The following is a 24674-nucleotide window of genomic DNA, read 5'->3' on the forward strand; positions in this document are numbered from 1 at the left end:
GACAAGGAGGATGCAGAATGGACGTATTTAATGATTTTTTTGTGATATTCTTAATTGCAGCGACGGCGTTTTTTGTGGCAAGTGAATTTGCTATTGTCGCAATTCGGAAACCTACTGTCCTCCAGCTAGTAGCCTCAGAGGACCCGCGAGCGAAATATGTAAAAAAAGTTACTTCTAATATGAATGATTATTTGGCTGCCTGTCAGTTAGGGAATACACTCGCCGCGCTTGCTATGGGGTGGGTTGGTGAGGCAACGATGCGTGGTTGGTTGGAGCCATTATTTTTAATGTTGCCAGTGCCAGAATCAGTTGAAAAGCCGATTTCGATTTTTGTTTCATTCATTTTAATTACTTTTTTAAATGTCGTTCTCGGGGAACTTGCGCCAAAAACTTTTACAATTCAAAGCACGGAAAAAGTAGCGCTGTTTATCGCACGTCCGCTTGTTTATTGGTACCGTCTGACTTTTCCGCTCAATTGGCTGTTAAATAACTCGGCGAATTTAATTACGCGGATGTTTGGGGTAAAGCAAACGATTGATGCGGACCAAATGACACCGACTGAACTTAAAATCATTTTTGAAGATAGCTATAGACAAGGGCTTTTAAATCCACAAGAATTTCGCTATATGAAAAATATTTTTAAACTTGGCGATGTGCCGGCGAAAGAAGTGATGATACCGCGAATGTCGGTGATTGCGATTGACCAAACGGCGACAGTGCGAGATTTGTTGAAATTAACGTCTGAGCATACATATCATATTTTTCCAGTAACTGAAGATGAAGACAAGGATCATATTATTGGGATGCTCCGGGTCAGCGCAGTGATGGCTGGGCTTGGTAAAGATGAAGCGATTGTCACGCAGTCGATTAAACCTTTTATTACGCCAGTTTTAGAGGTATTTGAAGGGACGATTTTAGAAGAATTACTTGTGAAAATGCAGCAAGAAAGTGAGCCGTTTGTTGTTTTGACGGATGAATATGGCGGGACTTCCGGGATTGTAACGCTGGAAGATGTGATGGAAGTGATTGTTGGTGATATGGAAGAAGCAAAAGGGCCAAAAGGGATTCGCAAAGTCGCTTTAAATCATTTTATTATTGAAGGGTCTGAGCCGCTCCTTGAAGTGGAGGAAGCGCTTGGGGTTCCGATTGAAGGGCCGGGTGTTCATACGTTATCGGGGTGGATGTTGCTCGGACGGTTTGATCTAGAGGCGGGCGACGAGATTGAGCATGAAGGATATCGCTTTATTGTACGCTCGATGAATAAAAACTCGATTCGCCAAGTGGAAGTGAAATTAAGCAAACAAAAACCAGTAAAATCGGAGGAATGACCTCTAGTTTTACTGGTTTTTGTTTAATTTACGATGTCGTCGTGATAACTATGAGCGAGACGACTTGCGGCAGCCGCAGCGATGGCGCCGACAATGTCATCAAGGAATGTGTGAACGGCGATACCATCGTGTTCATTTAGTTTTGCGAGAATTCCAGGTTTTACTTTATCGATATAGCCGTAGTTGGTAAATCCAATCGAGCCATATACATTGACGATGGAAAGTGCGAGAATCTCATCGACTCCGTACAGACCTTCATCGGCGCTAATGATATTTTGCAGTGGTTGGACGAGTTCGCCTTTTTCGGCCATGACATCAAGCTGTATACCGGTTAAAACAGCATTTTGAACTTCCCGTTTGCGAAGCACATGCTCGACATTTTGACGGCAGATTTCTAATTCTAACCCGGGATGGTATTTTTGTTGTAAAAATAATACGAGTTCGGCGATATCGTCAATTTCTACGCCACGTTCGATGAGCCAACTGCGCGCTTTTGATTCCAAAGCACTTTGTTTTTCTACCATTTTTCTTACCTCCTTAAAACTGTATGTATATTGTATGATAGACGTTTACAGGATTTCTAAACCTTTTTATACAAAAATAGCGACCGATAGTTTGGCCGCCAAAATATTTGTTTTAAAAAACCTGAACAACTTCTTTAAAGCCGATGATTTTTTCTGCTAAAGTTAATTCAATTCCCATTTTTAAAGTCATATCAGAACTGGGGCAAGTTTCGCATGCACCAAGTAGTTTAATTTTTACGATACCATCTTGCGTGACTTCTACAAGTTCATAGTCCCCGCCATCACGAACTAAAAATGGACGGAACTTTTTTAAAGCTTTATCAACTTCGGCGTAACTAATTTCTTCCATGGGGTATAGTTCTCCTTTCGTGAGGCATTGTTATATTTTCTATTATAACAGGATATGGGGAAATTTAAAGGAATTAAATTGGGTTTTTCTAAGGTCGAAAGAAGTCCAATATGAAGTAATTACCAAACAAAAACTCTCTTATTCAATTAATAAGAGAGTTTTCGCTGTTTATTTTAGCTGTTTTTCTTAGAGATAGAGTAAATTCCTAAGAGAACGAAACATGTACCAACTAATCCGAACAATATATTATCTTGTTGATTATCGCCGGTTTTCGGTAATTTTGTTTGTTTTTTGATTGTAGTTACTTTATTTGCTGTTGGTTTGTTTTCGCTAATTTTAATAGGTGTTTTATCCTCTTTTTTAGGATCGTTTTCTTGTTTAACATATACAAAGGTGACTGTTTGAGCATCCGTTGTAAATACACCATTAGCGTTGGCTGGTGTGGCTGTTAGCTTCCAACCACTCAAGTTTTTAGCTGTTGCCGCGTAAGATGTATCTAGTTTACCGTTCAATGTATCTGGAGTAGCTAATTCGTTGCCGTCCGCGTCGACATATTTTACGGTAACGGGAGCGCCATCCGCTTTTTCGTAAACATAAGTGACTGTTTGATTAGTGTTCGTAAATACGCCATTAGCGTTGGCAGGAGTAGTTTTGACTACCCAACCAGAAAGACTTTTAGCTGTAGATTGGTAAGGTGCGTCAATTTTGCCGTTCAGTGTGTCAGAAGTAGCTAGTTCGTTGCCATCGCCGTCAAGATATTTCACAGTAACGGGAGCGCCATCTGCTTTTTCGTATACATAAGTGACTGTTTGGTTAGTGTCTGTAAATACGCCATTAGCATTGGCAGGAGTAGTTTTGACTGTCCAACCAGAAAGACTTTTGGCTGTAGATTGGTAAGGAGCATCGATTTTACCGTTCAATGTATCAGGAGTAGCTAATTCGTTGCCATCACCATCGACATATTTCACAGTAACGGGAGCGCCGTCTGCTTTTTCATAAACGTAAGTGACTGTTTGATTAGCGTTTGTAAATACGCCAGTAGCGTTGGTAGGTGTAGTATTAACTGCCCAACCAGTGATACTTTTAGCTGTAGATTGGTAAGGAGCATCGATTTTGCCGTTCAGTGTGTCAGAAGTAGCTAGTTCGTTGCCATTGCCATCGACATATTTCACGGTAACGGGTGCACCATCCGCTTTTTCGTAAACGTAAGTGACTGCTGTATCACTATCGCCAAATTGTCCTGAAGGTGGGCCTTCAATTTCTTTTAATTTGTAGTTAGTAATTGTTTTTTCTGTTGTTTGATAATTTTCTCCGGATTTACCAGAAATTGTTTCGCTTGTAGCTATTTCATTGCCATTTTCATCTTTGTAAAATACGTTTACAGATGAATTGGTTTTTTCGGATACCGTAATTGGTTGTGATACTTTAAGAGAGTAACTAAGCGGTACTCCTTTAGCGGAAGTAGCTGTGAATGTCGCATTGTAAGTCACAGTCTTCGTTCCAATTGGTAAGTTAGAGAAAGAGACTGTTTTATTATCAGCCGATACTGTTCCACCGTCAGAAATACTAGAAACAGGCATTTTTTTGCCATCAATATCTAAAGTAGGGTTATTTGAAATAGCTGTTGCCCCTTCTTTAATATTAATAGTTGGAAGTGTGATAGTTTGGCTATTAACTTGTAAACCTTTATAATCTCCAACGACATCCATGCCTTCAAAAAAATCTTTTAACTTACTTAAATCAGTAATGTTATTATTATCAGCGTAAGCAATAGATAATCCTCTTAGTGTATTTAACGAATCAATTGAAGTAAGGTTGTTATTGTTTAAATAAAGGACTTTAAGTTTTTTCATCGTAGCAATTGGAGCTACATTAGTGAACTTGTTGTAACTTAGATTTAAGTTTGTAATGTGATCATTTGCAGTTAATGCTGCTAAATCGCTAATATTATTCCAAGTTACATCTAATTTCTCAAGTGATTTGAGGTTTGCAAATTTTGTGAATTCTTCATTATTGATTTGGTGATATGCTGGATCTAACCAAGCATACGAGTTATAAGAAAATGATTTTAAGTTTTCTTTTTCAAGTAAGGGAGTGAAATCAGTGATATAATCCCCGCCTAGTTCTACTTCCTCGAGTGCTGGCATTTCGCCAAGAGCTTTAATGTCATTCAATCCAGTAGTAACACCAACGATTTTTTTCAGATTAGGTAAGTTTTTAATCTGATTTAAATTGGTGATTTCTGTTTGGTTTGAAAAATATAAATTGGTCATGTTGACTGCTTTTTCGAGTCCAGTTAAATCTCTAATTAATCCAGTGACAGGATACCCAGGTGAACTATACATATAGGAAATATCCGCTATAGTAATCGTCTCAAGGTTTGCTTCAGTCAATTCTGTTAAGAACGGATTTCCTACGATATTTTTAAGACCTTCTTTTAAATATGAATCCGGGATATTTACTACATCAGTTGATGCTGCTCGTACATTACTAAAAGGTAAAAATACGGTTGTGATTAAAAATAAAACTAACATTATTTTTATTGCTTTTTGCATATGTCTAATTTCCTCCTTTTTTTTGAATGTATTCGTAATTAGTTATTCGTTAAAACGGACTATTTCAGCAACAAAAATTAGTTGGGAAATGTAGTTTGAAACGAATACATCTCTAAACAACGTTATAATATCATGTGGGTTCTCGAGAAATCATGGGTTTTTTAAAAGAAATTTATTGGAAATAGAGTGAAGTTCAAAAATTGGACATATTTGTTTTTGAGGGTTTTTTAGGGTGGGAATGTAGGCGGGAGAGAGGGTTTGGTTTTGATGAGCGGTGTGGAGAGGGGGTTTTTGAATATATAGAGCATATAAATTAGTTGTTAGGTTTTAAAATTTTTTGAAAATATTGAAAGGTGAGTTTTTTTGTATGTATATTTGGGATGTAATTCGCTTTGCTTCGAACGGGCGAATGGGGATGTGGGTTTTCGGTAGGTGGTGGATGGATTGTGATGGAGGATGATAGTTTGTGTGGTGGGCGCAGTTTACTGGAAGGATTACATGATCGCTGCGCTCGCATGCATATTTGGGCCGTAACTCGTTATACTTCGAACGGGCGAATGGGAATGCGGATTTTCGATTGATGGTGGATGGATTGTGATGGGGGAGTTCTGTTTGTGTGGAGGGCGCACTTTACAGGAAGGATTACATGATCGCTGCGCTCGCATGCATATTTGGGCCGTAACTCGTTGCACTTCGAACGGCCCAAATAAAAACACGTTCCTAAGGCTCAGAAAGGAACGTGCTCTTTCAACTGGTAAGGTTGAAAGACAATCGGGTTGCGCGCCCGATTGTTAAAGGGAGTGTTACTTATATGTTGACCGTGAAATCACGGGTACAACCAATAGATGGTTTATCATGTTAATACACTACTGCTTTAAAGATTTGCAATGTATTGGAAATATTATAATATATCTTGAAATTTGTGTCAATTCATATCTTTATAAAAATTCATAAAGTTTAATAGTTATACTAAATGAAACAGCTTAGTCGCTTTTTGGAGGAGGGTTTTGTACAATGATAGTGAGGTGAAGCGTGATGGTAAATGAAGCGAAATTATATGTGTATGGTTCAACGACAATTTGTGCTAGTTGTGTCGGAGCGCCATCCTCGAAGGAAACAGAGGAATGGCTTCGAGCTGCGATTGGTCGGAAGTTTTCTGGGCAGCCGTTTGTGGTGGAGTATGTCGATATTTTTAATCCGCCGAATGAAGTAGCTTTAGCGGATATGGCAAATAAAATTGTCGATGAAGATTATATGTATCCAGTGATTGTGGTTGACGGTGAAATTATCGCTGAAGGCAATCCTCGGTTGAAAGATATTTATCAAGTAATGACCGACCGTGGTTACTTGGCAACAATGTAACAGTCTAGGAGGCAAGGGGAAATGAATCCGATTGTGGAATTTTGCGTGAATAATTTGGCGAGTGGGGCAGATGCTGCGTTTGCGAAATTAGATGCGGATGATAATTTAGACGTGATTGAATATGATTGTCTGACATATTGTGATTTATGCGCGACGAGTTTGTTTGCTTTAGTGGACGGGGAAGTGGTTCGCGGGGAAACGGCGGAGGAATTGGTTGCGAATATATATACATTTTTGGAAGAAAATCCGTTTTAATATAGAAAAAAGCGATGAGCTCAAAATTGGGCTCATCGCTTTTTATTAGTTAAAAAATTGCTTGATTGGTGTGTCGCCACTTTCGATAGTATAGGTTTTGTAGAAACTAGCTTTTTCCGTTAAAACTTCACTGATAAAATTGGCAACGTCAGCTCGCGGGATGTTTGTCTTAGGTTTTCCGGAGACTTCGGCGATTTTGCCAGTGGCTGGGTCATCAGAAAGGCCGACTGGGCGGATGATTGTGTAATCAAGGCCGCTTTGTTTCAATGCTTCATCGGCTGCTTGTTTGGCTTTTAAATAATGGACGAGTGATTCGGGGCCATTTTCTGGGTTGTCGGCGCCATATGAACTAACAATGATAAAACGGCGCACACCCTTTTCTTTGGCGGTTTCAATTGCTTTAATCGCGCCATTTTGGTCAATGTTAATAGTTTCGGAAGCGGGCGTGTGACCACCAGAGCCAGCTGTGAAAATGACGGCTTCAATTTCATCATAAGCATAATGGAAATCTTTTTTTAAATCGGCGATAATCGGTTTTGCGCCAAGTTTTTCAAGCTCGCTTACTTGTTCAGCTTTTCTAACCATTGCTCGGACGAAGAAGCCTTTTTCCATTGCAAGTTTTTCGACTAAAAGACGGCCGATTTTGCCATTTGCGCCAATTACGAGTACATTCATTGCTAATCTCCTCCTAAAAAATATCTACAAAGAACTTTTCCCGGTGAGTAAAAAATAAAACCACAAGTCGCCTCGTGGTTTCGGTTGTTATTCGAATAAAGATGTGGAGTGCATTGGTTGCACGCGTGTTTTTGGATCAATGAAATTCATCGCATTATTGACGGCAGTTGGAGCTTCACCAAAACCGGTTGCAATTAGTTTTACTTTACCCTCGTAAGTGCAAATATCACCCGCACAGTAAATACCCGGGATACTCGTTTCCATTTTCGAATTAACGATAATCGAGTTGCGCTCTAGCTCTAAGCCCCAATTTTTAATCGGGCCAAGTGAAGAAACAAAACCGTAGTTAATGATGAAATCGTCAATCTCGAGCGTTTCCGTGGTATCGCCTTTGACTTCTTGCAATGTAATATGCGTTAATTTATCGCCGTTACCGAGCACTTCGGTTGGGATAAATGGTGTTTTAATCGCAATAGATGATTTTTCTAAATTGTTCACGCTATGCTCGTGCGCACGGAAAGCACTACGACGGTGAACGATTGCGACAGAACTTGCCACTTTTTCAAGCATGAGCGCCCAGTCGACCGCAGAATCTCCACCACCACAAACAGCAACGCGGCGACCAGAAAAGCGGCTAAGGTCATTAATGAAGTAATGAATATTCTTGCCTTCGTATTGTTCTGCTTCTGGCAGATCCAGACGTCTTGGTTCAAATGCGCCGTTCCCAGCAGTAATAATAATCGCCTTACTATAATGTGTATCTTTCTTCGTGATGATTTCAAATGTGCCGTCGACCTGTTTTTCCACGCTTTGGACAGCTTCTCCTAGTGCAATTGTTGGGTCAAATGGTTTCATTTGCTGAATCAAATTGTTAACAAGTTCCTGTGCGCGAACAGAAGGATAGCCTGGAATATCATAAATATATTTCTCAGGATAAAGCGTAGAAAGTTGTCCACCCAATTGCGGTAAACTTTCTATTATTTTCACACTCGCATTGCGCATTCCGGCATAAAAAGCAGCAAATAGCCCAACCGGTCCACCACCAATGATCGTGATATCATAAATTTTTGTTTTTTCATCCAAAATACATCACCCCCTAGTTCCTAATTCCCCTATGAAATCGCTAAAGTTGCAATAAGCATATTTTAGCATATATTGTTGAAAAAGAATGTTTACGGGATTGCGGGAATGAAAAAATCAGAAAAATGAACTAGACCAATTGCTAATGAAATAACAGATTTTTGCGAAAGCCAAGTCATCTCAGAGCTTTATTGTGAAAAAAATCGTATACCACTCGAACCATGCTCCAAAGAAGCTTAAACCCTTGAGTTCGCTTCCTTGAAAATGAAAGTTAAAAAGTCTATGATATAGTTTGTAAGCAGTGAAATAGGGAATATATTGGTACTTACCAGTTTCGCTTTTTTATTGGTTACGGTAGATTTTTAGCGCAATCTACATAGGTGCAGTAAGAAATTCTTAATGCAATTTTTTTTGTGAAGAAAAATATAAGGGAAAGTAGATGTGATAACAGATGAGTAAACCAAAAATTGTCATTCTCGGAGCAGGATACGGGGGACTAAAAACATTACGCAAGCTACAACAAAGAAACTTGGAAGCCGAAATCGTTCTAGTGAATAAGAATGACTATCACCACGAAACGACTTGGTTACATGAAGCAGCAGCTGGAACAATTGAACCAGAAAAATTAATGTATCCATTAGACAAAGTCGTTAACGATACGAAAACGACATTTATCCAAGATACAGTAGTAAAAATTAATAAAGATGAAAAAACAGTCACACTAGATGCAAATGGCGATATCAGCTATGATTATTTATTAATTGGACTTGGATCAGAAGCAGAAACATTTGGCATCAGTGGTTTGAAAGAATATGCCTTCACTATTACAAGTGTAGAATCCGTCAAAAAAATCCGTGCGCACATTGAAGCGCAATTTGCTAAATGGAAAACAGATCCACGCGATGAATTACTAACAATTATCGTTGGTGGCGCTGGTTTTACTGGAATTGAGTTTCTTGGGGAATTAACTAATCGCATTCCAGAACTAGTGAAACAATATGATGTACCACGCGAAAAAGTTCGCATTTACTGCATGGAAGCTGCTCCAAAAGTATTACCACAATTTGATGCTAAATTAGTTGATTATGGTGTGGGTGTACTGGAAGATCGCGGCGTAGAATTCCATGTTGGTAAACCAGTCAAAGAAGCTACAGCTGACGGCGTAAAATATGCCGAAAGTGAAAATGAAGTTCGCGAAATCAAAGCGGCAACGATTATTTGGGCTGCTGGTGTTCGCGGAAATAGCGTTATCGAAGCGTCTGGTTTTGAAGCTGGCCGTGGTCGTGTGAAAGTAAACAACAATTTAACCGTTCCAGGTAACGAAGAAATTTTAATTGTTGGTGACTGCTCACTTATCATCAACCCAGCAAACGACCGTCCATTCCCGCCAACTGCCCAAATCGCCATGCAACAAGCCGATGTGGCTGCAGTGAACTTAGCTAAATTAGTTCAAGGCGAAACAGACCTACAAGACTTTGTTTATCATGAAAAAGGAACTGTATGCTCTCTAGGAGATAACGACGCAATTGGTGTTGTTTTCGGTAAAAATCTTAAAGGCTATCCAGCTTCCGTCATGAAAAAAGTCATTGATGACCGCGCGCTACTACTTATTGGTGGTTCAGGCGTTCTGGCAAGTAAAGGTAAGTTTAAATTTTATAAATAAGGTTTCTAAAAGCAATATCTGTGAATGCAGATATTGCTTTTTTGTTATGTTATAATGAAGAAAAACTGAAAGAAGGTACGTCCATGAAACAACTTTTTGAGATACTTCCTAATGAATGGGCAGAGAAGTTTTTAAATACAATGAAAGAACGTATTGAGTTGAGCTTTACAAATGAAGACGCAATCTCTTTAGTGCAAAGTAAAGCTGGTGGACGTGGCTATTTGCCGAAAGAACAGGGCTATCCAGTGAATGAAGAAGGCAAGGCACTCTCCTTTTTAGCACAAATAAATTTTGCGGAAATGCCAAAAATGGAACATTATCCAGAGTCTGGCTTGCTCGCTTTTTATGTTAATTATCAAAATGACTTATATGGTCTTAATTTTGATAATCAAGCAGAACAAAATGGTTTCCGTGTATTTTTCTTTGAGGATTTAGAAAAAGAGAGCATGACTGCGGAAGAGCAAGATGTTTATTTTGAAGGTATTGATAAATCGGACCTTTATACAGTAGTCAAAGGGGAGTATAAGATTGCTGGGCGAGTATCGAAAGAACTTTTGCTGAATGACATCCAAGAGTTTGAAAAAGAATTTGGTAGTGATTTTTATGACGTAATGGAGCAAATTTTTGGTGAAGATGAAGATAAAGCGGATGAGCTGTTTAACCTTGCAATAGATGGTAGTCAACTTGGTGGTTATCCGTTCTTCATGCAAGAAGATCCGCGTATGCGTACAGAAAATTCGTATCATGACACGTTGCTGTTTCAACTAGCTAGCGTGTATAGCGAAGAGCCAGGTGCCAAAATAAATATAATGTGGGGCATGAGCGGAGTCGGCAACTTCTTTATTAATAAACAGGATTTAATCAATCGTGATTTTTCGAATGTTATTTATAACTGGGATTGTTAAAAAACCGTGCTACGTTACAAAAAAGAAAGAAGGTTAATCATGGAAGAACTTTTTGATATACTTCCTAGTGAATGGGCAGAACGATTTTTAGAAACAGAAAAAGAGCGGATAGAATTGCAATTTAAAGATATGGGGACGCTGTCGTTGCTTCAAAGTAAAGCTGGTGGGCGCGGTTACTTGCCGAGAGAGCAAGGTTATCCAGTGACCGAAGAAGGTAAGCCTCTTTCGCTATTAGCACAAATTAATTTTTCGGAAATGCCACAAATGGAAAATTATCCGGAATTTGGTTTGCTTGCTTTTTATGTGGATTATCAAGATGATTTGTACGGACTTAATTTTGAAAACCCAACGAGTCAAGAAGGTTTTCGGGTGTTTTTCTTTGATGATCTAGGAAGCGAAAGTTTGACTGCAGAAGAACAAGATGCCTTTTTTGAAGATGTGGCAAAAAGTGATTTTTACCCAGTGGTAAACGGCGAGTTTAAAATTACTGGCCTAGTGTCGGACCAAATATTATTACAAGATAGCTTTGATTTCGAAAATGAATTTGGAAGCACTTTTTATGAGTTAGCAGACCAAATTTTTGCGGAAGATGAAGATAAATCTGAAGCGTTATACCAACTTGGAAAAGACTGCAGTCAACTAGGTGGCTATCCATTTTTCACCCAAGAAGACCCGCGGATGTATTCAGAAAATCCACACCATGACACGCTTTTATTCCAATTGGCATCTGAGGATTTTGATGAAAGTAGAATGGCGATTATGTGGGGCGACTGCGGTGTCGGCAACTTCTTCATCAACAAGCAAGATTTAATCAACCGAGACTTTTCCAACATTCTGTATAACTGGGATTGTTCTTGACGAGAAGCAGAAATTCATTACGAATTTCTGCTTTTTTATGCCCGAACAACTTTTCTAATACTTGTCCACCAATTTTTATTGACGATAAACGCAGTCAGAAGAATAAACGGGAAGAATTGTAGCGGGAAAATAAACAATAGGATCGATGCAGTTAGAACAGGTTTGCCAACGATTTTCGTGCAACAAGCAGTCACAAAAACAGTAATTAAAAATCCAGTCGATCCATCAATCCAATATGTTGCTATGTATCCCATCACGGTACTTGTAAAAATTGCTGGGAAAATCGCGCCACCATTCCAGCCAGTTGCTAAACAAATAGCAACTAAAACAGGTTTTAACAGTGCGATGATAAGTAAAAAGGGAATCGAATAATTTTGCACAGTAGTCGTTAATTCAATTAGCTGATGTTCGCCGGAAAATAACATGAATGAAGAAATAATTCCAAACAAGCCAATGCTTAGACCGCCGATAATAGCCGCGACCATTTTATTTTTAATCACAGAAGCCGCTTTGGCGATATAAATTTGCAGCTGCTGAAAATAAACGCTAAAGAGCCAACCAAGAATAATCGTCGGGATAAAAAGTAAAATAAACCACCAAGACCATCCCATATCAGGTAACCGAATCGCAAAAATACTCGCCGGCATTTTTAAAAAGGATTTCAGCCAAAGGAAGGACCCGAGCGCGCTAAAAGAGATAATAAGTGACAATACTAATTTAGAGTTTTTAGGAATTTTCTTCGTTTGGCTACTTTCATCGATTTCCTCTGCCAATCCACTAAACGGCGCATGGAAAATACTAGAAATAATCGCGCCAACACTTAAACTAACAAGCTCTTCTTTATGCGCCATAGATAGTTTTAAATGGTCGATAATCCAAGTTGTCGCACCACCAACAATACCAACTAAAGCAGCTTCCGGACCAACGCTCGCTCCGAAAGTTAAAATAATCCAAGCACTGAGTATTGTTGGAAGCAGAACTTTGCGGTATTCAATCCGTCCAGTTTTTTTCGCTTCGGCAATATTATCATGCATTGAACGCGGATAGTCCCCAAGTTTGAGCTGAACCATCCCTACAAAAAAACTACCAATCAAGCCAATAAGTAGAGGATAATACCATGAAAAATTAAACTGATTAGGAAGGTAATCCCATAAAAATGTCGTGGCAAAGTGAACGACTGCTAAAAATAATGCCGCGATAACGCCCACTAAAATTCCAAGGATAAAAGTATAAACGACAAATACCAGTGTTAACTTTTTCAACCATTCCAACCCCTTTGTAAAAATCCATTGATATCATGATTTTCCCTTTAACATCAAGGTATAAACAACCATCAGATGCAAAAAAAGCCGACTACAATGAGCCAGCTTTTCGATCACATAAATATTTCTAAAATAAATCCAATCGCAATCCCAGTCAATGCTCCAAAGAAAACTTCCATTGGTTTATGACCAAGTAATTCTTTTAAATGCTTCGTTTTTTCTTCTTGTTCAGGTGCCGCAAGTCCTTTGGCATGTTCCACGAAGTCTTGAAAATCCGTTACTAATTTGTTTAAAACAACAGCCTGTTCGCCAGCTTGTCTTCTAACGCCAGTCGCATCAAACATCACAATGATACCAAATACAACAGCAATCGCGAAATAAGGCGAATCCAGTCCGTATTCAATTGCGAGGGTAGTCATTAAGGCAGTAACAGCAGCCGAGTGAGAACTAGGCATGCCGCCAGTGGAAAACATTAATCCGACATTGAACTTCCGGTAAACTAAAATATGGATCGGAACCTTTACCACCTGGGCAAAAACTATCGCAATAATAGATGCAATTAATGGTGTATTCGTAAATATCGACATCAAATCTCCCCTGTCAAAAAGTCTACTCTTATTTTACCACAATGAGCTTGTTAAAAACCTTTTCTAGAGTTTTTCTTCTAACTCTTATATAATAAAGTATAAATCAAATTCGGGAAGAAGGGAACTTATGGGATTTCAAGAAACTATTGGTATTGAAATTATTTCAGTAGAAAAAGGAAAAGCCGTCATCCAATTAGAAATAACCGAAAAAGTGCATCAACCATTTGGCTATTTGCACGGTGGAGTTTCCGTTGCTTTAGCAGAACATGCCGCTAGTATTGGTGCTGCAAATTCAATTGAAGCTGATGAAATCGTCTTTGGTTTAGAAATTAACGCCAACCATCTAGCATCGAAACAAGCGGGACTCGTGACTGCAACCGCAGAAGCAGTCCATCTTGGCAAAAGCACGCAAGTATGGGAAATCAATATAACTGATGAAAACGATAGATTAATCTGTATCAGCAGATGTACCATTGCAGTTAAAAAGAAACGAAAATAAAAAGCATGGCAGAGCTCAGTATATGAACTCGCGCCATGCTTCTTTTATTTCTCTGTTTTATCGTCGTCTGATTCTGTTTCACTTTCATCTTGTTCGATGATTTCATGCTCGGAATCATCCGACTGTTCTTCAATCGTTTGCTCCTCGCGTTCACGTTCTTGTTCTTCTTGATCTTCACGCTCATCAATCTTTTCTTCGCGTCGTTCCCATTCCATTCGTTCTTCCAATTCTTCGCGCTCTTGACGCGCTTTTTCAATTTGTTCTTGGCGAATAATAAGACTTTTCTTTTTCTTGATATCGTCTTTTTTCACTGAACGCAATTGGTCACGAATTCGAATCGCAAGCGGAACACCCGTATCATAAGCGGCCCGGTTAATAAGGTGAGAAGCCACTGGCGTTGTTAAGAAAATAAACAAGACGGCCAGAAGTACTCGCGCATTAAAACCTTCACCTGAGTGGAAAAAGTAACCAACCGTTGCAAATAGAAGTAAACTAACGCCAAATGTATTACTAATCCCAGCCGCATGCGTTCTTGTGTAAACATCTGGTAGCCTAATAACACCAATTGCCGCAAGAATACTTAGCAAACCGCCGATTAAAATCATCACAGAAATAATAATCTCAATTATCACGTTCACGGTCAATCACCTTTCCTTTCTCAATAAATTTGGCAAAGGAAACCGTTCCAATAAAAGCAAGAAGGGCAATGAGTAAAATAACATCTAAAAAGGCATGCGTATCATAAAACATCGAAAGTAGGGCAACAATTGCCACCAAGTTCATTCCGATAGAATCCAGCGCCACCACTTTGTCAGAAGTTGTCGGTCCTTTTAAAATACGGTAAAGATATAAGAAGGTCGAAATCGAATAGAGAAGTAAACCAATGGATAAAGCAATTTGAATAATCATCCGTGGAACACCTCCATAATCGCACCTTCGTAAGACTTACGGATGGTCGCAATTTCTTCTTCAATATTCGGGACATGAAGCGAATGAACATAAATTGCTTTATAATCATCCGAAATATCAATCGAAAGCGTCCCGGGTGTTAACGTAATGAGTAAAGCGAGCATCGTTACTTCCCAGTCTGTTTCAAGCGTCGTATCATATCTGAAAATCCCCGGTCGAATGTTCATATCTTTCTTTAAAACAATCCGACTTACATGAACCGTAGAAACAATTAAATCATGTAAAAAGCGGAAAACCAGTTTGATAAGGGCAAATAAGCGGAAAAGGTAAAATCTCGAACCAAGGAACCGCCGCATAAAGAACAGCAAGAATATCCCAATGATAAAGCCAATGATAAATGTCGCAAAACTAAACGATGACTCAAGAAACATCCACAAACAAGCAAGTATTATATTAAGAATAAGTTGAAAAGCCATCTTTTATCACTCCTTTATCACCGCATGGATATAAACAGAAGGGTCAACAAGAGGGTCAACCGCCTGTTCAATAAACGGATAAATTGCGTTACTAAACACACCATAACCAATCGAAATTGCAAGTAGAATAACTACCGGTACAAGCATTTTTTTATACGGAATTTGTAAATTGAATACGCCTTTTTTCTCGCCCCAAAAGCCTTTTGTAAAGACTTTGATTAAAGACATAAGAACGAATAAACTCGAAAGTAAAATGATAATCCCGCCAACGATTTGGCCAGCAGAGAATGCTCCTTCAACAATGAGCAGTTTTCCGATAAATCCGCTAAGTGGCGGGATTCCAGCAAGGCCAAGTGTGGCAATAAAGAAAATCCAACCAAGTGACGGTTTCACGCTCATTAAGCCGCTGAATTTTTTCACGCTAGAGTATCCAGTAATCGCCATCACAATCCCAACAATAAGGAATAGGGCGGCTTTGATAATCATATCGTGAATTAAGTAAAACACAGCGCCAGTCATCGATTCGCGTGTCATAATCGAAACACTGAATAAAATAACACCAATCGCAATCATAATATTATAAATCACAATCGTTTTCATATCATAGTAACTAATTGCCCCAATAACCCCAAGAATAATCGTCACAATCGCGAGAATCCCAAGCAGCGGAACAACAAAGTCAGTCAGTGAACTAAAGAAGAGCGTGTACGTCCGAATAATCGCGTAAACCCCAACCTTCGTCAAAAGTCCGCCGAACAAAGCAAGCACCGGAATCGGTGGAGCGAAGTAGGACCCTGGAAGCCAGAAGTAAAGCGGGAAAAGACCTGCTTTCAGACCGAATACAAACAAGAACAGAACCGCGACAACGCTTATCATTCCTGTATTTGCACCATTTAAGTCCGTGATTTTTTGCGAAATATCCGCCATGTTAAGCGTTCCAATCATCGAGTAAAGCAGCGCAATCGCTACAACGAAAAATCCAGAACCAACCACATTAATCAGCAAATATTTAATCGTCGCTTTAAGTTGAACCTGCGTCCCACCAATGACAAGCAACACATAAGACGCCATCAACATAACTTCAAAGAACACAAACATATTAAAAATATCACCAGTTAAGAACGAACCATTAACCCCAACAATCATAAAGAGAATCGCTGGATAATATAAAAATTTCTCCCGTGGCTTCCCAATCGTATAAAAGGAATAAAGTACCACACAGAATAAAACAATACTCGTCGTTGCCGTAAGCAAGACAGCTAACATATCGCCAACCATCGTAATCCCAAAAGGAGCCGCCCAGTTACCAATATTCAAGGTTGTAATCCCATTTTCGCGAATATAAAATACAAGGAAAAGGCTCGCTACAACCAAGATACCACTAAAAATAAGGGCGAATACCCGTTGAACAATCACTCGTTTTGGCAGTAGCATTAACGTAATTGCTCCAAGGAAAGGAATCAATATCGGCATTAAAATTAAATTATTCATCATCGGCTTCATGTCCTCTCGTCTTGGATACACTCTCGCTATCAAGCTCCTGATACGCTCTATAAGCAAGAACAAGGAAAAAGGCAGTTACACCAAAGCTTATAACAATCGCAGTCAAAATAAGTGCTTGTGGAAGGGGATCGTTATACGTTCCCGCTCCAGGTGTACCAAGAATTGGCACGCGACCTTTTTTCAGTCCACCCATCGTAAGCACAAGCAAATTGACGCCGTGACTTAGGACAGCTGTTCCAATAATAATCCGTAGCAAACTTTTAGAGAGAATTAAGTAGACAGCAGCGGCAAAAATCAAGCCGATTAAAATAGACATTAATAGTTCCATCAGTCACTCTCCCCAATCGTTTGAATTATCGTAAGTGTTACACCGACAACAACTAAGTAAACCCCAAGGTCAAACAAAGTCGCCGTGTGTAACGCGGTATCTCCTAAAATGGGCAAATCAACATGACCAAATTTATGTGTTAAGAAAGGATCTCCCGTGAAAATCCCAATCATCCCAGTACCTAGAGCAAAAACAAGACCAACCCCAGTGAGCATAATCGTATTAATATTAAGCATACTAGCCACCGTTTTTGTATCATAAGCAAGTAATGTTAGCGTAATCGCGCCAGCCGTTGTAAGTCCGGCCACAAACCCGCCACCAGGATTATAATGTCCTGCAAAGAATAAATGGAGCGAGAATAAGAAAATAATGAAAGCTACTACTTTCGTTACATTTCTCAGTAGAACGTCATTCGTTTTCATCATTCTCACCTCGTTTCGTCAGTCGTAATTTAATCATCGCGTAAATCCCAATCGCCGCAATCGAAAGTACAGCTGTTTCAAACATCGTATCAAAACCACGGAAGTCAACTAAGATAACATTAACAATATTTCGTCCCGCCGCTTCCACGTAAGCATTATCCACATAGTATTTCGAAATCGAATCGTAAAAAGTTGTATTATACGCTGAAAGAGAGACAAGCGTGATAATCACACCAACCCCGATACTTAAAAATGTCTTCATTGATAACCATTTCGGCTTTTCCTCAATATTACTAAACTGAGGAAGGTGATAAAACACAAGTAGATAAAGCACAACTGAAATAGTTTCAATAATAAGCTGTGTCAAAGCAAGGTCAGGCGCTCTGGAGATAACGAAGAAAATACTAATCGTGTAACCCATAGCTCCCAATAAAATAATCGAAGTAATCCGCGACTTGGAAAAGACAATCCCAACCAACGTCACTAAAATTACTGCCGCTAAAACAAAATCAACAACCGTCACTTTTGTCATACTTGAAAAATTGAAATCAAGTGCTTGCGTGAAAATCATGACCGAAGCCATCATTAAAATAAAGGCAGATAACATGTAATTCAAGTAAGTTCTAAGCCAACCAGTCATAATAAACATCGTCATCCGGTAGGAACCTTGTTCTAAATAATACATCCCATTATCATACGTTTTTCCAATTCGAAGTGCTTTTGGAACACGTGTTGTAATCCAAGGTTTCCAGTATTTATGTGTAAGGAACAAGACAATCCCAACCGCCACAACGCCAAACGTCATTAATAGGGCTGGCGTAAATCCGTGCCATAAACTAATATGAATCGAAAAATCAGTAGAAAGTCCAGGAACAATCGCTCTTACAGCAGGTTCCAAAATCGGCTCTGCAATTAAATTAGGGAAGAGACCAATCCCAACCACAAAAATCGATAAAATAATCGGCGGTAAAAGCAGCCCAAATGGCGCTTCATGTGGTTTTTTCGGTAATAAGTAAGGTTTCACTTTTCCAGTAAATGTTTTGAAGAAAATAATCATGCTGTAAACAAACGTAAACACACTGGCAACCCAAGCTACAACAGGAAGCAGAACTCCCCAAGTGCTCGCATCAAACAACTGTAATTGCGTAATATTTACCATGCTTTCAAAAAACATTTCTTTACTTAAAAAGCCGTTAAAAGGTGGAATCCCAGCCATCGCGAACGTTCCGATAAACGCAATCGTCGCCGTAATTGGCATAATTCGCATCAAACCGCCAAGTCGCCTAATATCCCGCGTACCAGTTTCGTGATCGACAATCCCAACCATCATAAACAAGCTACCTTTAAATGTTGCGTGATTAAATAGGTGGAACACAGCCGCGACAATCGCCATCACATAAATATCATCACTGAGCGTATCAAAGTGAAGCGAGGCAGCCCCGACACCAAGAAGCGCCATGATGAGGCCAAGCTGACTAATCGTTGAGTAAGCCAAAATCGCTTTTAAATCATTTTTCTTCGTGGCATTAAGTGAACCCCAGAAAAGAGTCGTAATCCCCACGAGTGATACCGTCCAAAACCAGACACCCGAACTCGCGAACAGTGGCGTAAACCGAGCCACAATATAAATCCCAGCTTTAACCATCGTAGCCGAGTGAAGATAGGCACTAACCGGAGTAGGTGCTTCCATCGCATCCGGCAGCCAAATATGAAACGGAACTTGCGCAGATTTCGTGAACGCACCAAGCAAGACAAGAATCATCGCGGGAATGAATAAGCTATTATTACTAATTACATCCGCATCACGAATAATCGCTCGAATCGAAAATGAATCACTCATAATATGAAGCAAAATAAATCCACCAAGCATCATTAATCCACCGAAAACCGTAATCATCATTGACTTACGAGCTCCGTAACGCGAACGCTCCCGGTGATACCAATACCCAATCAATAAGAACGAACTAATCGAAGTCAGCTCCCAGAACAGGTACAGTACAATCAAGTTATCACTCAAGACAACCCCAAGCATTGCCGTCATAAAAATAAATAAAAATGTATAGAAATTGCTAAGTCGTTCTTTCTTTTTCCCTAAATAATAAATAGAGTAAAAGGTAACGAGTGAACCAATCCCAGTAATAAGTAGCGCAAACAGCAAACTTAGCCCATCGACCACTACTGTAAAATTAATCCCAAGTCGCGGAATCCAAGGCATCGAAACAATTGTAGCCCCGTCCATCGTTTTTGGAATAAATGTTAAGAAGTAAATAAACAAAATCACTGGAATCGGAAGTACTAACCAGCCAGTATGAACTTGTTTAGTCCACCGGTAAAAAAGTGGAATTAGCAGTGCCACAATAAATGGCAGAACAATTGCTAGATGAAGAAATGACAAAATCGGCTCCTCCTCGAAGAATTTTTATACGGAAACTCATCCCGGAAATGTGAAAATAAAAACAGGAAACCATTATTTTTTAAGCAAGTACTTACATTTAATGAAACATAGCCATAACTAAAATTCTAGAAAATCAGGCTAAATCATCAAAATTCAACAACCTTACTATTCACGAGTACCCAAATAAACGCCGTACTTTTATATTTTTTATTATAACATACTTTTTTATCTGAAAAAAAGGCAGGAAACTTAACTTTATAAATCAATTTACGGAAATTTAAAAAACAATTAAATAGGAAGAACAAAAAAACAAACCCAAGAAAAATCTCGGGTTTGAGAAAGTTTAATCGACGTTAACATGTCGCTTTCGGTCGGAACGAAGCGCATAAAGCAAAATGAAAAACGCAAGGAGAAACATAAAACTCATAAATAAGAAAACGCTTGGAATGCCAGTAAAACCAGCAAGCGTCCCACCAAGAATTGGCCCAATCACATTTCCGAGAAAACGAGCACTTTGATTGTAACCAAGCATCTCACCTTGCATAACTCCAGGTGCCGCAAGCCGGATATACGCCGTCGTACAAGGCACCATCCCGCCAATCGCAATCCCGAATAAAAAGCGGAAGAAGATAAATACCCAAAGATTGGTCGCGAATGCCTGTGGAATAACGAAAACTGCCGCCATAATCAATAAGATATTCAGTATTTTCTCATACCCATATTTGTCGCCGAGCTGCCCCCATTTCCGTGTCATCACTAAATTCCCAAATCCAGTTGCAGAAAACGCCAACCCCGACAAGAACGCAATATTATCCGATTTTGTCATATCACCAACGTAAAGCGCAAGTAATGGTTGAACACTAAAGTTAGCAATTTGGATCAACGCAGTAATGACCATGACCGTAAACAGAACTCGCAGCGTGAAAATTTGTTTCAATACCGCACGACGAGAATAGACCACTTTGGCAGCTTCTTTTTGTTCCTCTGTCCGAATTTCTTTGACACCAAAAGCGACAATCAAGGCCGCAACCATCATTGCAATCCCAGTAATCGTAAAGGTATCTTTAAAACCAAATAAATCCGCCATCGCACCACCAATCAGCGGACCAAAAAGCATACCAGTCACACCGCCTAGTTGAAGCGTACCGAGAACTTTCCCAGCTTCATTCCGAGGCGTTTGTCGCGCAATAAAGGCATTACTCACACCAATAAAACCAGTTACAACCCCCATGAAAATCCGCAAAATTAGCAAGTAAGTGACAGAATGCGCAAATCCCATCAAAAAAATACAAATTGATAAACCGACTGAAGTCAGAATCAAAATCCCTTTATAACCATGCTTATCACCAATCCGCCCCCAAATCGGCGAAAAGATAAAGGCAATCAAAAATGTTACGCCAAAAATATAACCGGCCCATCTTTGCACATACGCATTGCTGTAATCACCAAAAGTTTCGATGTAGAGAGATAAAAACGGCATAATCATTGTCATACTGGCTGACATCAACAAGTTTGCCAGCATTAAGATGTACAAATTCCGTGTTCGAGTTGTCATAAAAGAATCATCTCTATTCGTATTATTGTTAAAACTATCCTTTTCATTATAGAATAAAAGGTAGCGAATGAAAAATAAAGTGAAGGATGTGCATTTTTGGTTAAAAAAATTGTCATTTGGGTTTCAGCTGTTATACTAGTACTGTATCTGATTGCTGTCGTTGTTAATTTGCTTATTATTTGGCTACGTTAGTAAACAATAAATTTAAACAAAAGAAGGAGTTTTTACAATATGACTTACCCACAATTATCAAAAGAAGTGGCACCTAACGAAATCGAAGCAGAAATGATTACAAACCGAGGAACTATCCGCATCAAACTGTTCCCTGAAATTGCACCAAAAACAGTAGAAAACTTTGTTACACACTCCAAAAACGGCTATTACGATGGCCTTATTTTCCACCGTGTTATTCCTGAATTCATGATCCAAGGTGGCGACCCAGACGGCCGCGGCACTGGCGGCGAAAGCATTTGGGGCGAATCTTTTGAAGATGAATTCTCTACAGAAGCTTTCAACCTACGCGGAGCTTTATCCATGGCAAACGCCGGTCCAAACACAAACGGCAGCCAATTCTTCATCGTTCAAAAACCAGATATGCCTGCTGACATGCTTGGCCAAATGGAACAAGCTGGCTTCCCAGTAGAAGTTATCGAAGCCTACAAACAAGGCGGAACACCATGGTTAGACGGACGCCACACAGTTTTCGGTCACGTAATCGAAGGCATGGACGTAGTAGACGAAATCGCCAACCTACCAACTGGCATGCAAGACAAACCAGTGAATGACGTTGTGATTGAGAAAATTAATATTAAATAATGAAATTAGAGCACTTTCTTGGTTTTAAGAAAGTGCTCTTTTTTGTATTCACCACCACAACTTATCCAAAGCGATATTACCATTACTATCAAATTCCACCCCATTGATGAAACTATGAATATTATAGTATTTTAATGGATGGTATAAGTAAATGAGAATGTTTTCGTTGTTAATATAATCTTCAATTTGATTTAGTATATTTGTTTTTTGTTCAGAAAATACAGATGCCCTATATTTTTCAGTGAACGAAAGTATAGTAGCTCTTTGAGTCTTGTTGATAAATCTTTGGAAGAGTAAAGTTTTGTTTAATAAAAAATCGAGGTAGCCAAGTTCCATATCACTAACAGGGACATCTGTCGCTAAGGCCATATCCGCATCGAGTACAATCTTTTCTTTAAAAAAATCATCATCAAATGAATAGGTTATTATTTCTATCTTTATCTTAAAATCAGCTGCTCGATTTTTAAACCATACAGCTTCGCGAATAAGCCTAGGATGATTAAATACTGCTAATTTTAAGGGTTCGTCTATGTAATTAGAGAAACCGAAATCTGGCACAAAGACTTTGCCTACCGTGGGTTCTTTAGTTTCCGAGTCTTTATAAAAATAACTGTATGCTTTTGGAACACTATTATTATATAATTCAGCTACAAAATCTGATGTGTTAAAAATCATTTTTAAGTCCCGTATTAAAGGTTGATTTATCGGATTTTCCTTATTTTTGTTAAAAATTAAATAAGAGACCCCAGACCGTTCCACCTCAATTGGCTTAACCCCATTATTATCAAGGATATCTTTTTTCTGTGGGACAACAAGCCATTTTTTATAATTTGAGTTCACTAACCAGAATTCTACGCCGTCAATTAAGGGATGCTCTTTGAAATATCTTGAAAAGCTTTTTAAGAATATATAGTTATCTTTACTTTCCACGAGTATAAATGGTCCACAACCGATAAAGTTTTTATTATTTGAAAAGGCAGGTCTGATTACGAGTGAATAGTGTGTTACTAATTTTAAAAAATCTGGCTCTGGTTTCTTGAAAATAAAATGAACCGTAAATTCAGATTCACAATACATATTTTCTATATTGGAAACTAGCCATTTGCCAGTGCTACTTTTCTGAGCTTCTTTAAACGTATAAAGAATATCATTTCCAGTTACCTTAATTTCATTATGGAACAGAATATTTTTTCTAATGTTAAACGTCCATTTTGTAAAGTCTTCATTATGAAACCAATCAATGGCGACGGAAGAAGTAAATTTATCTTCTTCTTTATTGTAGTCAACTAGTGTATTACTTATTTGTTTAATTAAAGAGGCTTCGAAGTGCAAAGAAACAATAGTTGGGTCTAATACAGCCATTTTTCTGTTGATTATAAACCTAAGAATATTACTTCCTTTTTCATTACTATGATTAAAAAGGGTGTGTATTTCCGTTAAGAAAGGGGTGAACCACTCTTGGGGTATTGCTAACTGAGAAAGTTGAAGTGCAAATTTAATGTCATTATTTTCAATACAATTAGTTAAAATTTCGTATACTTCCGAATGGAAATCATTCTTGAAAGTAATTGTTGATAAATTACCTCGTCCTTTTCCAGGCATGTACTTCAACAAATTTTGTTCTTCGTATTTTTTGAGCTTTTTTTTAACATTTTGCTTTGAATAATACCAAGTTTCAGCAAGCTTTTTTAAACTGAAATGAACGATGTTTTCTTTTTCATTCTCACGCAGTATAGACCTTAATTCAAAGTAATTCAGATCTTTCAACTCGGTCACTTCCCAACTTATAAAATGAGTAGATTTGCCATTTATTATACATTGTTTTAAATCTCAACACATGAGATAACTTAATGTAAATTAACAACGAGACAAAACATGGCGAACTTTGTATTAAAATGAGTGGTATGATATCTTATATACAATAATTTAAAGCAGAGAAAGCAGATGAAAAAAATGGAGAAATCAAAATCAATAAAAATCAACAACCAACTAATCTACGGTCGAGACAAAACATGGCTTATCAGCTTACACCAAACTCCTGACCAACTCACATTATCCATAGAAATTGATCTCGAAGAAGAAAGCCTCCTCCTAAACATGATTTTTAAAGATCTTATTTTCTACTCATCAACCGAACTCGATACCTTTGAAAAAAGTAAATGGAGTTCAAGTTGGTTAAAAAGCCAAAGCAATTTTGAAATAATCGAGGACTCTGATTTAATAAATGAACGAGTAAAAATAAGAAGTGATTACAACAGCCAAGACTTCACCCATTACCGAATCAGCACTTACGATCATATTATCGATGTAATAGGCAAAAATTATCAGTTAGAAGAAGCAAATAAATAACAAAAAACAAGTTTCTCAT

The 24674-nt window shown here is 38.6% G+C and carries 27 protein-coding genes; 11 read left to right on the forward strand and 16 right to left on the reverse strand.

Annotated elements, in window-relative coordinates; genetic code table 11:
* Positions 1-17 precede the first annotated feature (17 nt).
* The gene (locus HCJ55_RS13620) at positions 18-1328 is read left to right on the forward strand and encodes a hemolysin family protein (protein ID WP_185506943.1); all 1311 of its coding nucleotides are present in this window, start codon (positions 18-20) and stop codon (positions 1326-1328) included.
* A gap of 23 nt (positions 1329-1351) precedes the next feature.
* Here the strand turns inward: HCJ55_RS13620 and HCJ55_RS13625 are convergent, their stop codons facing one another.
* From HCJ55_RS13625 to HCJ55_RS13635, 3 genes are all read right to left on the reverse strand, one after another.
* Positions 1352-1852 carry a phosphatidylglycerophosphatase A family protein gene (locus HCJ55_RS13625; RefSeq protein ID WP_003722422.1) on the reverse strand — a complete coding sequence of 167 codons (501 nt, stop codon included), beginning with the start codon at positions 1850-1852 and terminating at the stop codon, positions 1352-1354.
* Positions 1853-1964: 112 nt separating this feature from the next.
* Positions 1965-2201 carry a NifU family protein gene (locus HCJ55_RS13630; protein WP_008948649.1) on the reverse strand — a complete coding sequence of 79 codons (237 nt, stop codon included), beginning with the start codon at positions 2199-2201 and terminating at the stop codon, positions 1965-1967.
* Positions 2202-2374: 173 nt separating this feature from the next.
* Positions 2375-4756 carry a MucBP domain-containing protein gene (locus HCJ55_RS13635; protein ID WP_185518632.1) on the reverse strand — a complete coding sequence of 794 codons (2382 nt, stop codon included), beginning with the start codon at positions 4754-4756 and terminating at the stop codon, positions 2375-2377.
* Positions 4757-5205: 449 nt separating this feature from the next.
* Here HCJ55_RS13635 and HCJ55_RS13640 point away from each other — a divergent pair, with 449 nt between their 5' ends.
* The 4 genes from HCJ55_RS13640 to HCJ55_RS13655 all read left to right on the forward strand — a co-directional run bounded on the left by HCJ55_RS13640 (position 5206) and on the right by HCJ55_RS13655 (position 6373).
* Positions 5206-5337: a hypothetical protein gene (locus HCJ55_RS13640; RefSeq protein ID WP_185506956.1), complete on the forward strand. Its 132-nt coding sequence runs from the start codon at positions 5206-5208 to the stop codon at positions 5335-5337.
* A 31-nt stretch (positions 5338-5368) separates the two neighbouring features.
* Entirely contained in the window at positions 5369-5551 is a 183-nt protein-coding gene (locus HCJ55_RS13645; RefSeq protein WP_185506955.1) for a hypothetical protein, read from the forward strand.
* Positions 5552-5791: 240 nt separating this feature from the next.
* The gene (locus tag HCJ55_RS13650) at positions 5792-6118 is read left to right on the forward strand and encodes a YuzD family protein (RefSeq protein ID WP_008948646.1); all 327 of its coding nucleotides are present in this window, start codon (positions 5792-5794) and stop codon (positions 6116-6118) included.
* A gap of 21 nt (positions 6119-6139) precedes the next feature.
* Positions 6140-6373 (forward strand): YuzB family protein, encoded by a 234-nt coding sequence (locus HCJ55_RS13655; protein WP_003722418.1) that lies wholly within the window; start codon positions 6140-6142, stop codon positions 6371-6373.
* Between the two features lie 45 nt (positions 6374-6418).
* Here HCJ55_RS13655 and HCJ55_RS13660 read toward each other — a convergent pair whose 3' ends face one another.
* Positions 6419-7048 (reverse strand): SDR family oxidoreductase, encoded by a 630-nt coding sequence (locus HCJ55_RS13660; protein WP_185503315.1) that lies wholly within the window; start codon positions 7046-7048, stop codon positions 6419-6421.
* 87 nt (positions 7049-7135) lie between these two features.
* The gene (locus HCJ55_RS13665; protein ID WP_185503316.1) at positions 7136-8131 is read right to left on the reverse strand and encodes an NAD(P)/FAD-dependent oxidoreductase; all 996 of its coding nucleotides are present in this window, start codon (positions 8129-8131) and stop codon (positions 7136-7138) included.
* 448 nt (positions 8132-8579) lie between these two features.
* Here HCJ55_RS13665 and HCJ55_RS13670 point away from each other — a divergent pair, with 448 nt between their 5' ends.
* The 3 genes from HCJ55_RS13670 to HCJ55_RS13680 all read left to right on the forward strand — a co-directional run bounded on the left by HCJ55_RS13670 (position 8580) and on the right by HCJ55_RS13680 (position 11554).
* On the forward strand, positions 8580-9791 hold the full coding sequence (locus HCJ55_RS13670) for an NAD(P)/FAD-dependent oxidoreductase (protein ID WP_185503317.1): 1212 nt from the start codon (positions 8580-8582) through the stop codon (positions 9789-9791).
* 83 nt (positions 9792-9874) lie between these two features.
* Positions 9875-10696 carry a YwqG family protein gene (locus HCJ55_RS13675; protein WP_185518634.1) on the forward strand — a complete coding sequence of 274 codons (822 nt, stop codon included), beginning with the start codon at positions 9875-9877 and terminating at the stop codon, positions 10694-10696.
* A 39-nt stretch (positions 10697-10735) separates the two neighbouring features.
* The gene (locus HCJ55_RS13680; RefSeq protein ID WP_185506945.1) at positions 10736-11554 is read left to right on the forward strand and encodes a YwqG family protein; all 819 of its coding nucleotides are present in this window, start codon (positions 10736-10738) and stop codon (positions 11552-11554) included.
* 35 nt (positions 11555-11589) lie between these two features.
* Here HCJ55_RS13680 and HCJ55_RS13685 read toward each other — a convergent pair whose 3' ends face one another.
* Together HCJ55_RS13685 and HCJ55_RS13690 are read right to left on the reverse strand one after the other, a co-directional pair.
* Positions 11590-12816: a chloride channel protein gene (locus HCJ55_RS13685; protein ID WP_185518636.1), complete on the reverse strand. Its 1227-nt coding sequence runs from the start codon at positions 12814-12816 to the stop codon at positions 11590-11592.
* 113 nt (positions 12817-12929) lie between these two features.
* Positions 12930-13403 (reverse strand): divergent PAP2 family protein, encoded by a 474-nt coding sequence (locus HCJ55_RS13690; RefSeq protein ID WP_185503321.1) that lies wholly within the window; start codon positions 13401-13403, stop codon positions 12930-12932.
* A 127-nt stretch (positions 13404-13530) separates the two neighbouring features.
* On the opposite strand from HCJ55_RS13690, the gene menI reads away from it, so the two are divergent.
* A complete protein-coding gene (menI, locus tag HCJ55_RS13695) occupies positions 13531-13902 on the forward strand; it encodes a 1,4-dihydroxy-2-naphthoyl-CoA hydrolase MenI (protein ID WP_008948638.1) in 372 nt (123 codons plus the stop codon).
* 44 nt (positions 13903-13946) lie between these two features.
* Here the strand turns inward: menI and mnhG are convergent, their stop codons facing one another.
* The 8 genes from mnhG to HCJ55_RS13735 form a co-directional block, all read right to left on the reverse strand.
* Positions 13947-14540 carry a monovalent cation/H(+) antiporter subunit G gene (gene mnhG / locus HCJ55_RS13700; RefSeq protein ID WP_185392260.1) on the reverse strand — a complete coding sequence of 198 codons (594 nt, stop codon included), beginning with the start codon at positions 14538-14540 and terminating at the stop codon, positions 13947-13949.
* Positions 14524-14811 (reverse strand): Na(+)/H(+) antiporter subunit F1, encoded by a 288-nt coding sequence (locus HCJ55_RS13705; protein WP_003722409.1) that lies wholly within the window; start codon positions 14809-14811, stop codon positions 14524-14526. Before HCJ55_RS13705 ends, mnhG begins: the two co-directional genes overlap by 17 nt.
* Positions 14808-15287, reverse strand: coding sequence for a Na+/H+ antiporter subunit E (locus HCJ55_RS13710; protein ID WP_003730417.1), 480 nt, complete (start codon positions 15285-15287; stop codon positions 14808-14810). The genes HCJ55_RS13705 and HCJ55_RS13710 overlap by 4 nt, the downstream gene beginning before the upstream one ends.
* Before the next feature lie 6 nt (positions 15288-15293).
* Positions 15294-16778 carry a Na+/H+ antiporter subunit D gene (locus HCJ55_RS13715; protein WP_185503341.1) on the reverse strand — a complete coding sequence of 495 codons (1485 nt, stop codon included), beginning with the start codon at positions 16776-16778 and terminating at the stop codon, positions 15294-15296.
* Positions 16771-17118, reverse strand: coding sequence for a Na(+)/H(+) antiporter subunit C (locus HCJ55_RS13720; protein WP_003722406.1), 348 nt, complete (start codon positions 17116-17118; stop codon positions 16771-16773). Before HCJ55_RS13720 ends, HCJ55_RS13715 begins: the two co-directional genes overlap by 8 nt.
* Positions 17118-17543, reverse strand: coding sequence for a Na(+)/H(+) antiporter subunit B (locus HCJ55_RS13725; protein WP_003769105.1), 426 nt, complete (start codon positions 17541-17543; stop codon positions 17118-17120). Before HCJ55_RS13725 ends, HCJ55_RS13720 begins: the two co-directional genes overlap by 1 nt.
* The gene (locus HCJ55_RS13730; RefSeq protein WP_008948634.1) at positions 17527-19935 is read right to left on the reverse strand and encodes a Na+/H+ antiporter subunit A; all 2409 of its coding nucleotides are present in this window, start codon (positions 19933-19935) and stop codon (positions 17527-17529) included. Before HCJ55_RS13730 ends, HCJ55_RS13725 begins: the two co-directional genes overlap by 17 nt.
* A 343-nt stretch (positions 19936-20278) precedes the next feature.
* Positions 20279-21559, reverse strand: coding sequence for a lmo2377 family MFS transporter (locus HCJ55_RS13735; RefSeq protein ID WP_512698595.1), 1281 nt, complete (start codon positions 21557-21559; stop codon positions 20279-20281).
* A 162-nt stretch (positions 21560-21721) separates the two neighbouring features.
* Between HCJ55_RS13735 and HCJ55_RS13740 the strand changes: the two genes are divergently transcribed.
* Entirely contained in the window at positions 21722-22306 is a 585-nt protein-coding gene (locus HCJ55_RS13740) for a peptidylprolyl isomerase (protein WP_003722402.1), read from the forward strand.
* Between the two features lie 48 nt (positions 22307-22354).
* Here HCJ55_RS13740 and HCJ55_RS13745 read toward each other — a convergent pair whose 3' ends face one another.
* Positions 22355-24073 carry an ABC transporter substrate-binding protein gene (locus HCJ55_RS13745; RefSeq protein WP_185518640.1) on the reverse strand — a complete coding sequence of 573 codons (1719 nt, stop codon included), beginning with the start codon at positions 24071-24073 and terminating at the stop codon, positions 22355-22357.
* A gap of 186 nt (positions 24074-24259) precedes the next feature.
* Here HCJ55_RS13745 and HCJ55_RS13750 point away from each other — a divergent pair, with 186 nt between their 5' ends.
* On the forward strand, positions 24260-24655 hold the full coding sequence (locus tag HCJ55_RS13750) for a hypothetical protein (protein WP_185518646.1): 396 nt from the start codon (positions 24260-24262) through the stop codon (positions 24653-24655).
* Positions 24656-24674: the final 19 nt, after the last annotated feature.

The organism is Listeria marthii, from assembly GCF_014227425.1.
Lineage (GTDB): Bacteria > Bacillota > Bacilli > Lactobacillales > Listeriaceae > Listeria > Listeria marthii.

Bases quoted from the DNA above. Each gene is read 5' to 3' on its own strand.
- HCJ55_RS13620 (WP_185506943.1), top strand. From the start codon at position 18: ATGGACGTATTTAATGATTTTTTTGTGATATTCTTAATTGCAGCGACG.
- HCJ55_RS13625 (WP_003722422.1), bottom strand. From the start codon at position 1,852: ATGGTAGAAAAACAAAGTGCTTTGGAATCAAAAGCGCGCAGTTGGCTC.
- HCJ55_RS13630 (WP_008948649.1), bottom strand. From the start codon at position 2,201: ATGGAAGAAATTAGTTACGCCGAAGTTGATAAAGCTTTAAAAAAGTTC.
- HCJ55_RS13635 (WP_185518632.1), bottom strand. From the start codon at position 4,756: ATGCAAAAAGCAATAAAAATAATGTTAGTTTTATTTTTAATCACAACC.
- HCJ55_RS13640 (WP_185506956.1), top strand. From the start codon at position 5,206: ATGGAGGATGATAGTTTGTGTGGTGGGCGCAGTTTACTGGAAGGATTA.
- HCJ55_RS13650 (WP_008948646.1), top strand. From the start codon at position 5,792: ATGGTAAATGAAGCGAAATTATATGTGTATGGTTCAACGACAATTTGT.
- HCJ55_RS13655 (WP_003722418.1), top strand. From the start codon at position 6,140: ATGAATCCGATTGTGGAATTTTGCGTGAATAATTTGGCGAGTGGGGCA.
- HCJ55_RS13660 (WP_185503315.1), bottom strand. From the start codon at position 7,048: ATGAATGTACTCGTAATTGGCGCAAATGGCAAAATCGGCCGTCTTTTA.
- HCJ55_RS13670 (WP_185503317.1), top strand. From the start codon at position 8,580: ATGAGTAAACCAAAAATTGTCATTCTCGGAGCAGGATACGGGGGACTA.
- HCJ55_RS13675 (WP_185518634.1), top strand. From the start codon at position 9,875: ATGAAACAACTTTTTGAGATACTTCCTAATGAATGGGCAGAGAAGTTT.
- HCJ55_RS13680 (WP_185506945.1), top strand. From the start codon at position 10,736: ATGGAAGAACTTTTTGATATACTTCCTAGTGAATGGGCAGAACGATTT.
- HCJ55_RS13690 (WP_185503321.1), bottom strand. From the start codon at position 13,403: ATGTCGATATTTACGAATACACCATTAATTGCATCTATTATTGCGATA.
- menI (WP_008948638.1), top strand. From the start codon at position 13,531: ATGGGATTTCAAGAAACTATTGGTATTGAAATTATTTCAGTAGAAAAA.
- HCJ55_RS13705 (WP_003722409.1), bottom strand. From the start codon at position 14,811: ATGATTATTCAAATTGCTTTATCCATTGGTTTACTTCTCTATTCGATT.
- HCJ55_RS13710 (WP_003730417.1), bottom strand. From the start codon at position 15,287: ATGGCTTTTCAACTTATTCTTAATATAATACTTGCTTGTTTGTGGATG.
- HCJ55_RS13715 (WP_185503341.1), bottom strand. From the start codon at position 16,778: ATGAATAATTTAATTTTAATGCCGATATTGATTCCTTTCCTTGGAGCA.
- HCJ55_RS13720 (WP_003722406.1), bottom strand. From the start codon at position 17,118: ATGGAACTATTAATGTCTATTTTAATCGGCTTGATTTTTGCCGCTGCT.
- HCJ55_RS13725 (WP_003769105.1), bottom strand. From the start codon at position 17,543: ATGATGAAAACGAATGACGTTCTACTGAGAAATGTAACGAAAGTAGTA.
- HCJ55_RS13740 (WP_003722402.1), top strand. From the start codon at position 21,722: ATGACTTACCCACAATTATCAAAAGAAGTGGCACCTAACGAAATCGAA.
- HCJ55_RS13750 (WP_185518646.1), top strand. From the start codon at position 24,260: ATGGAGAAATCAAAATCAATAAAAATCAACAACCAACTAATCTACGGT.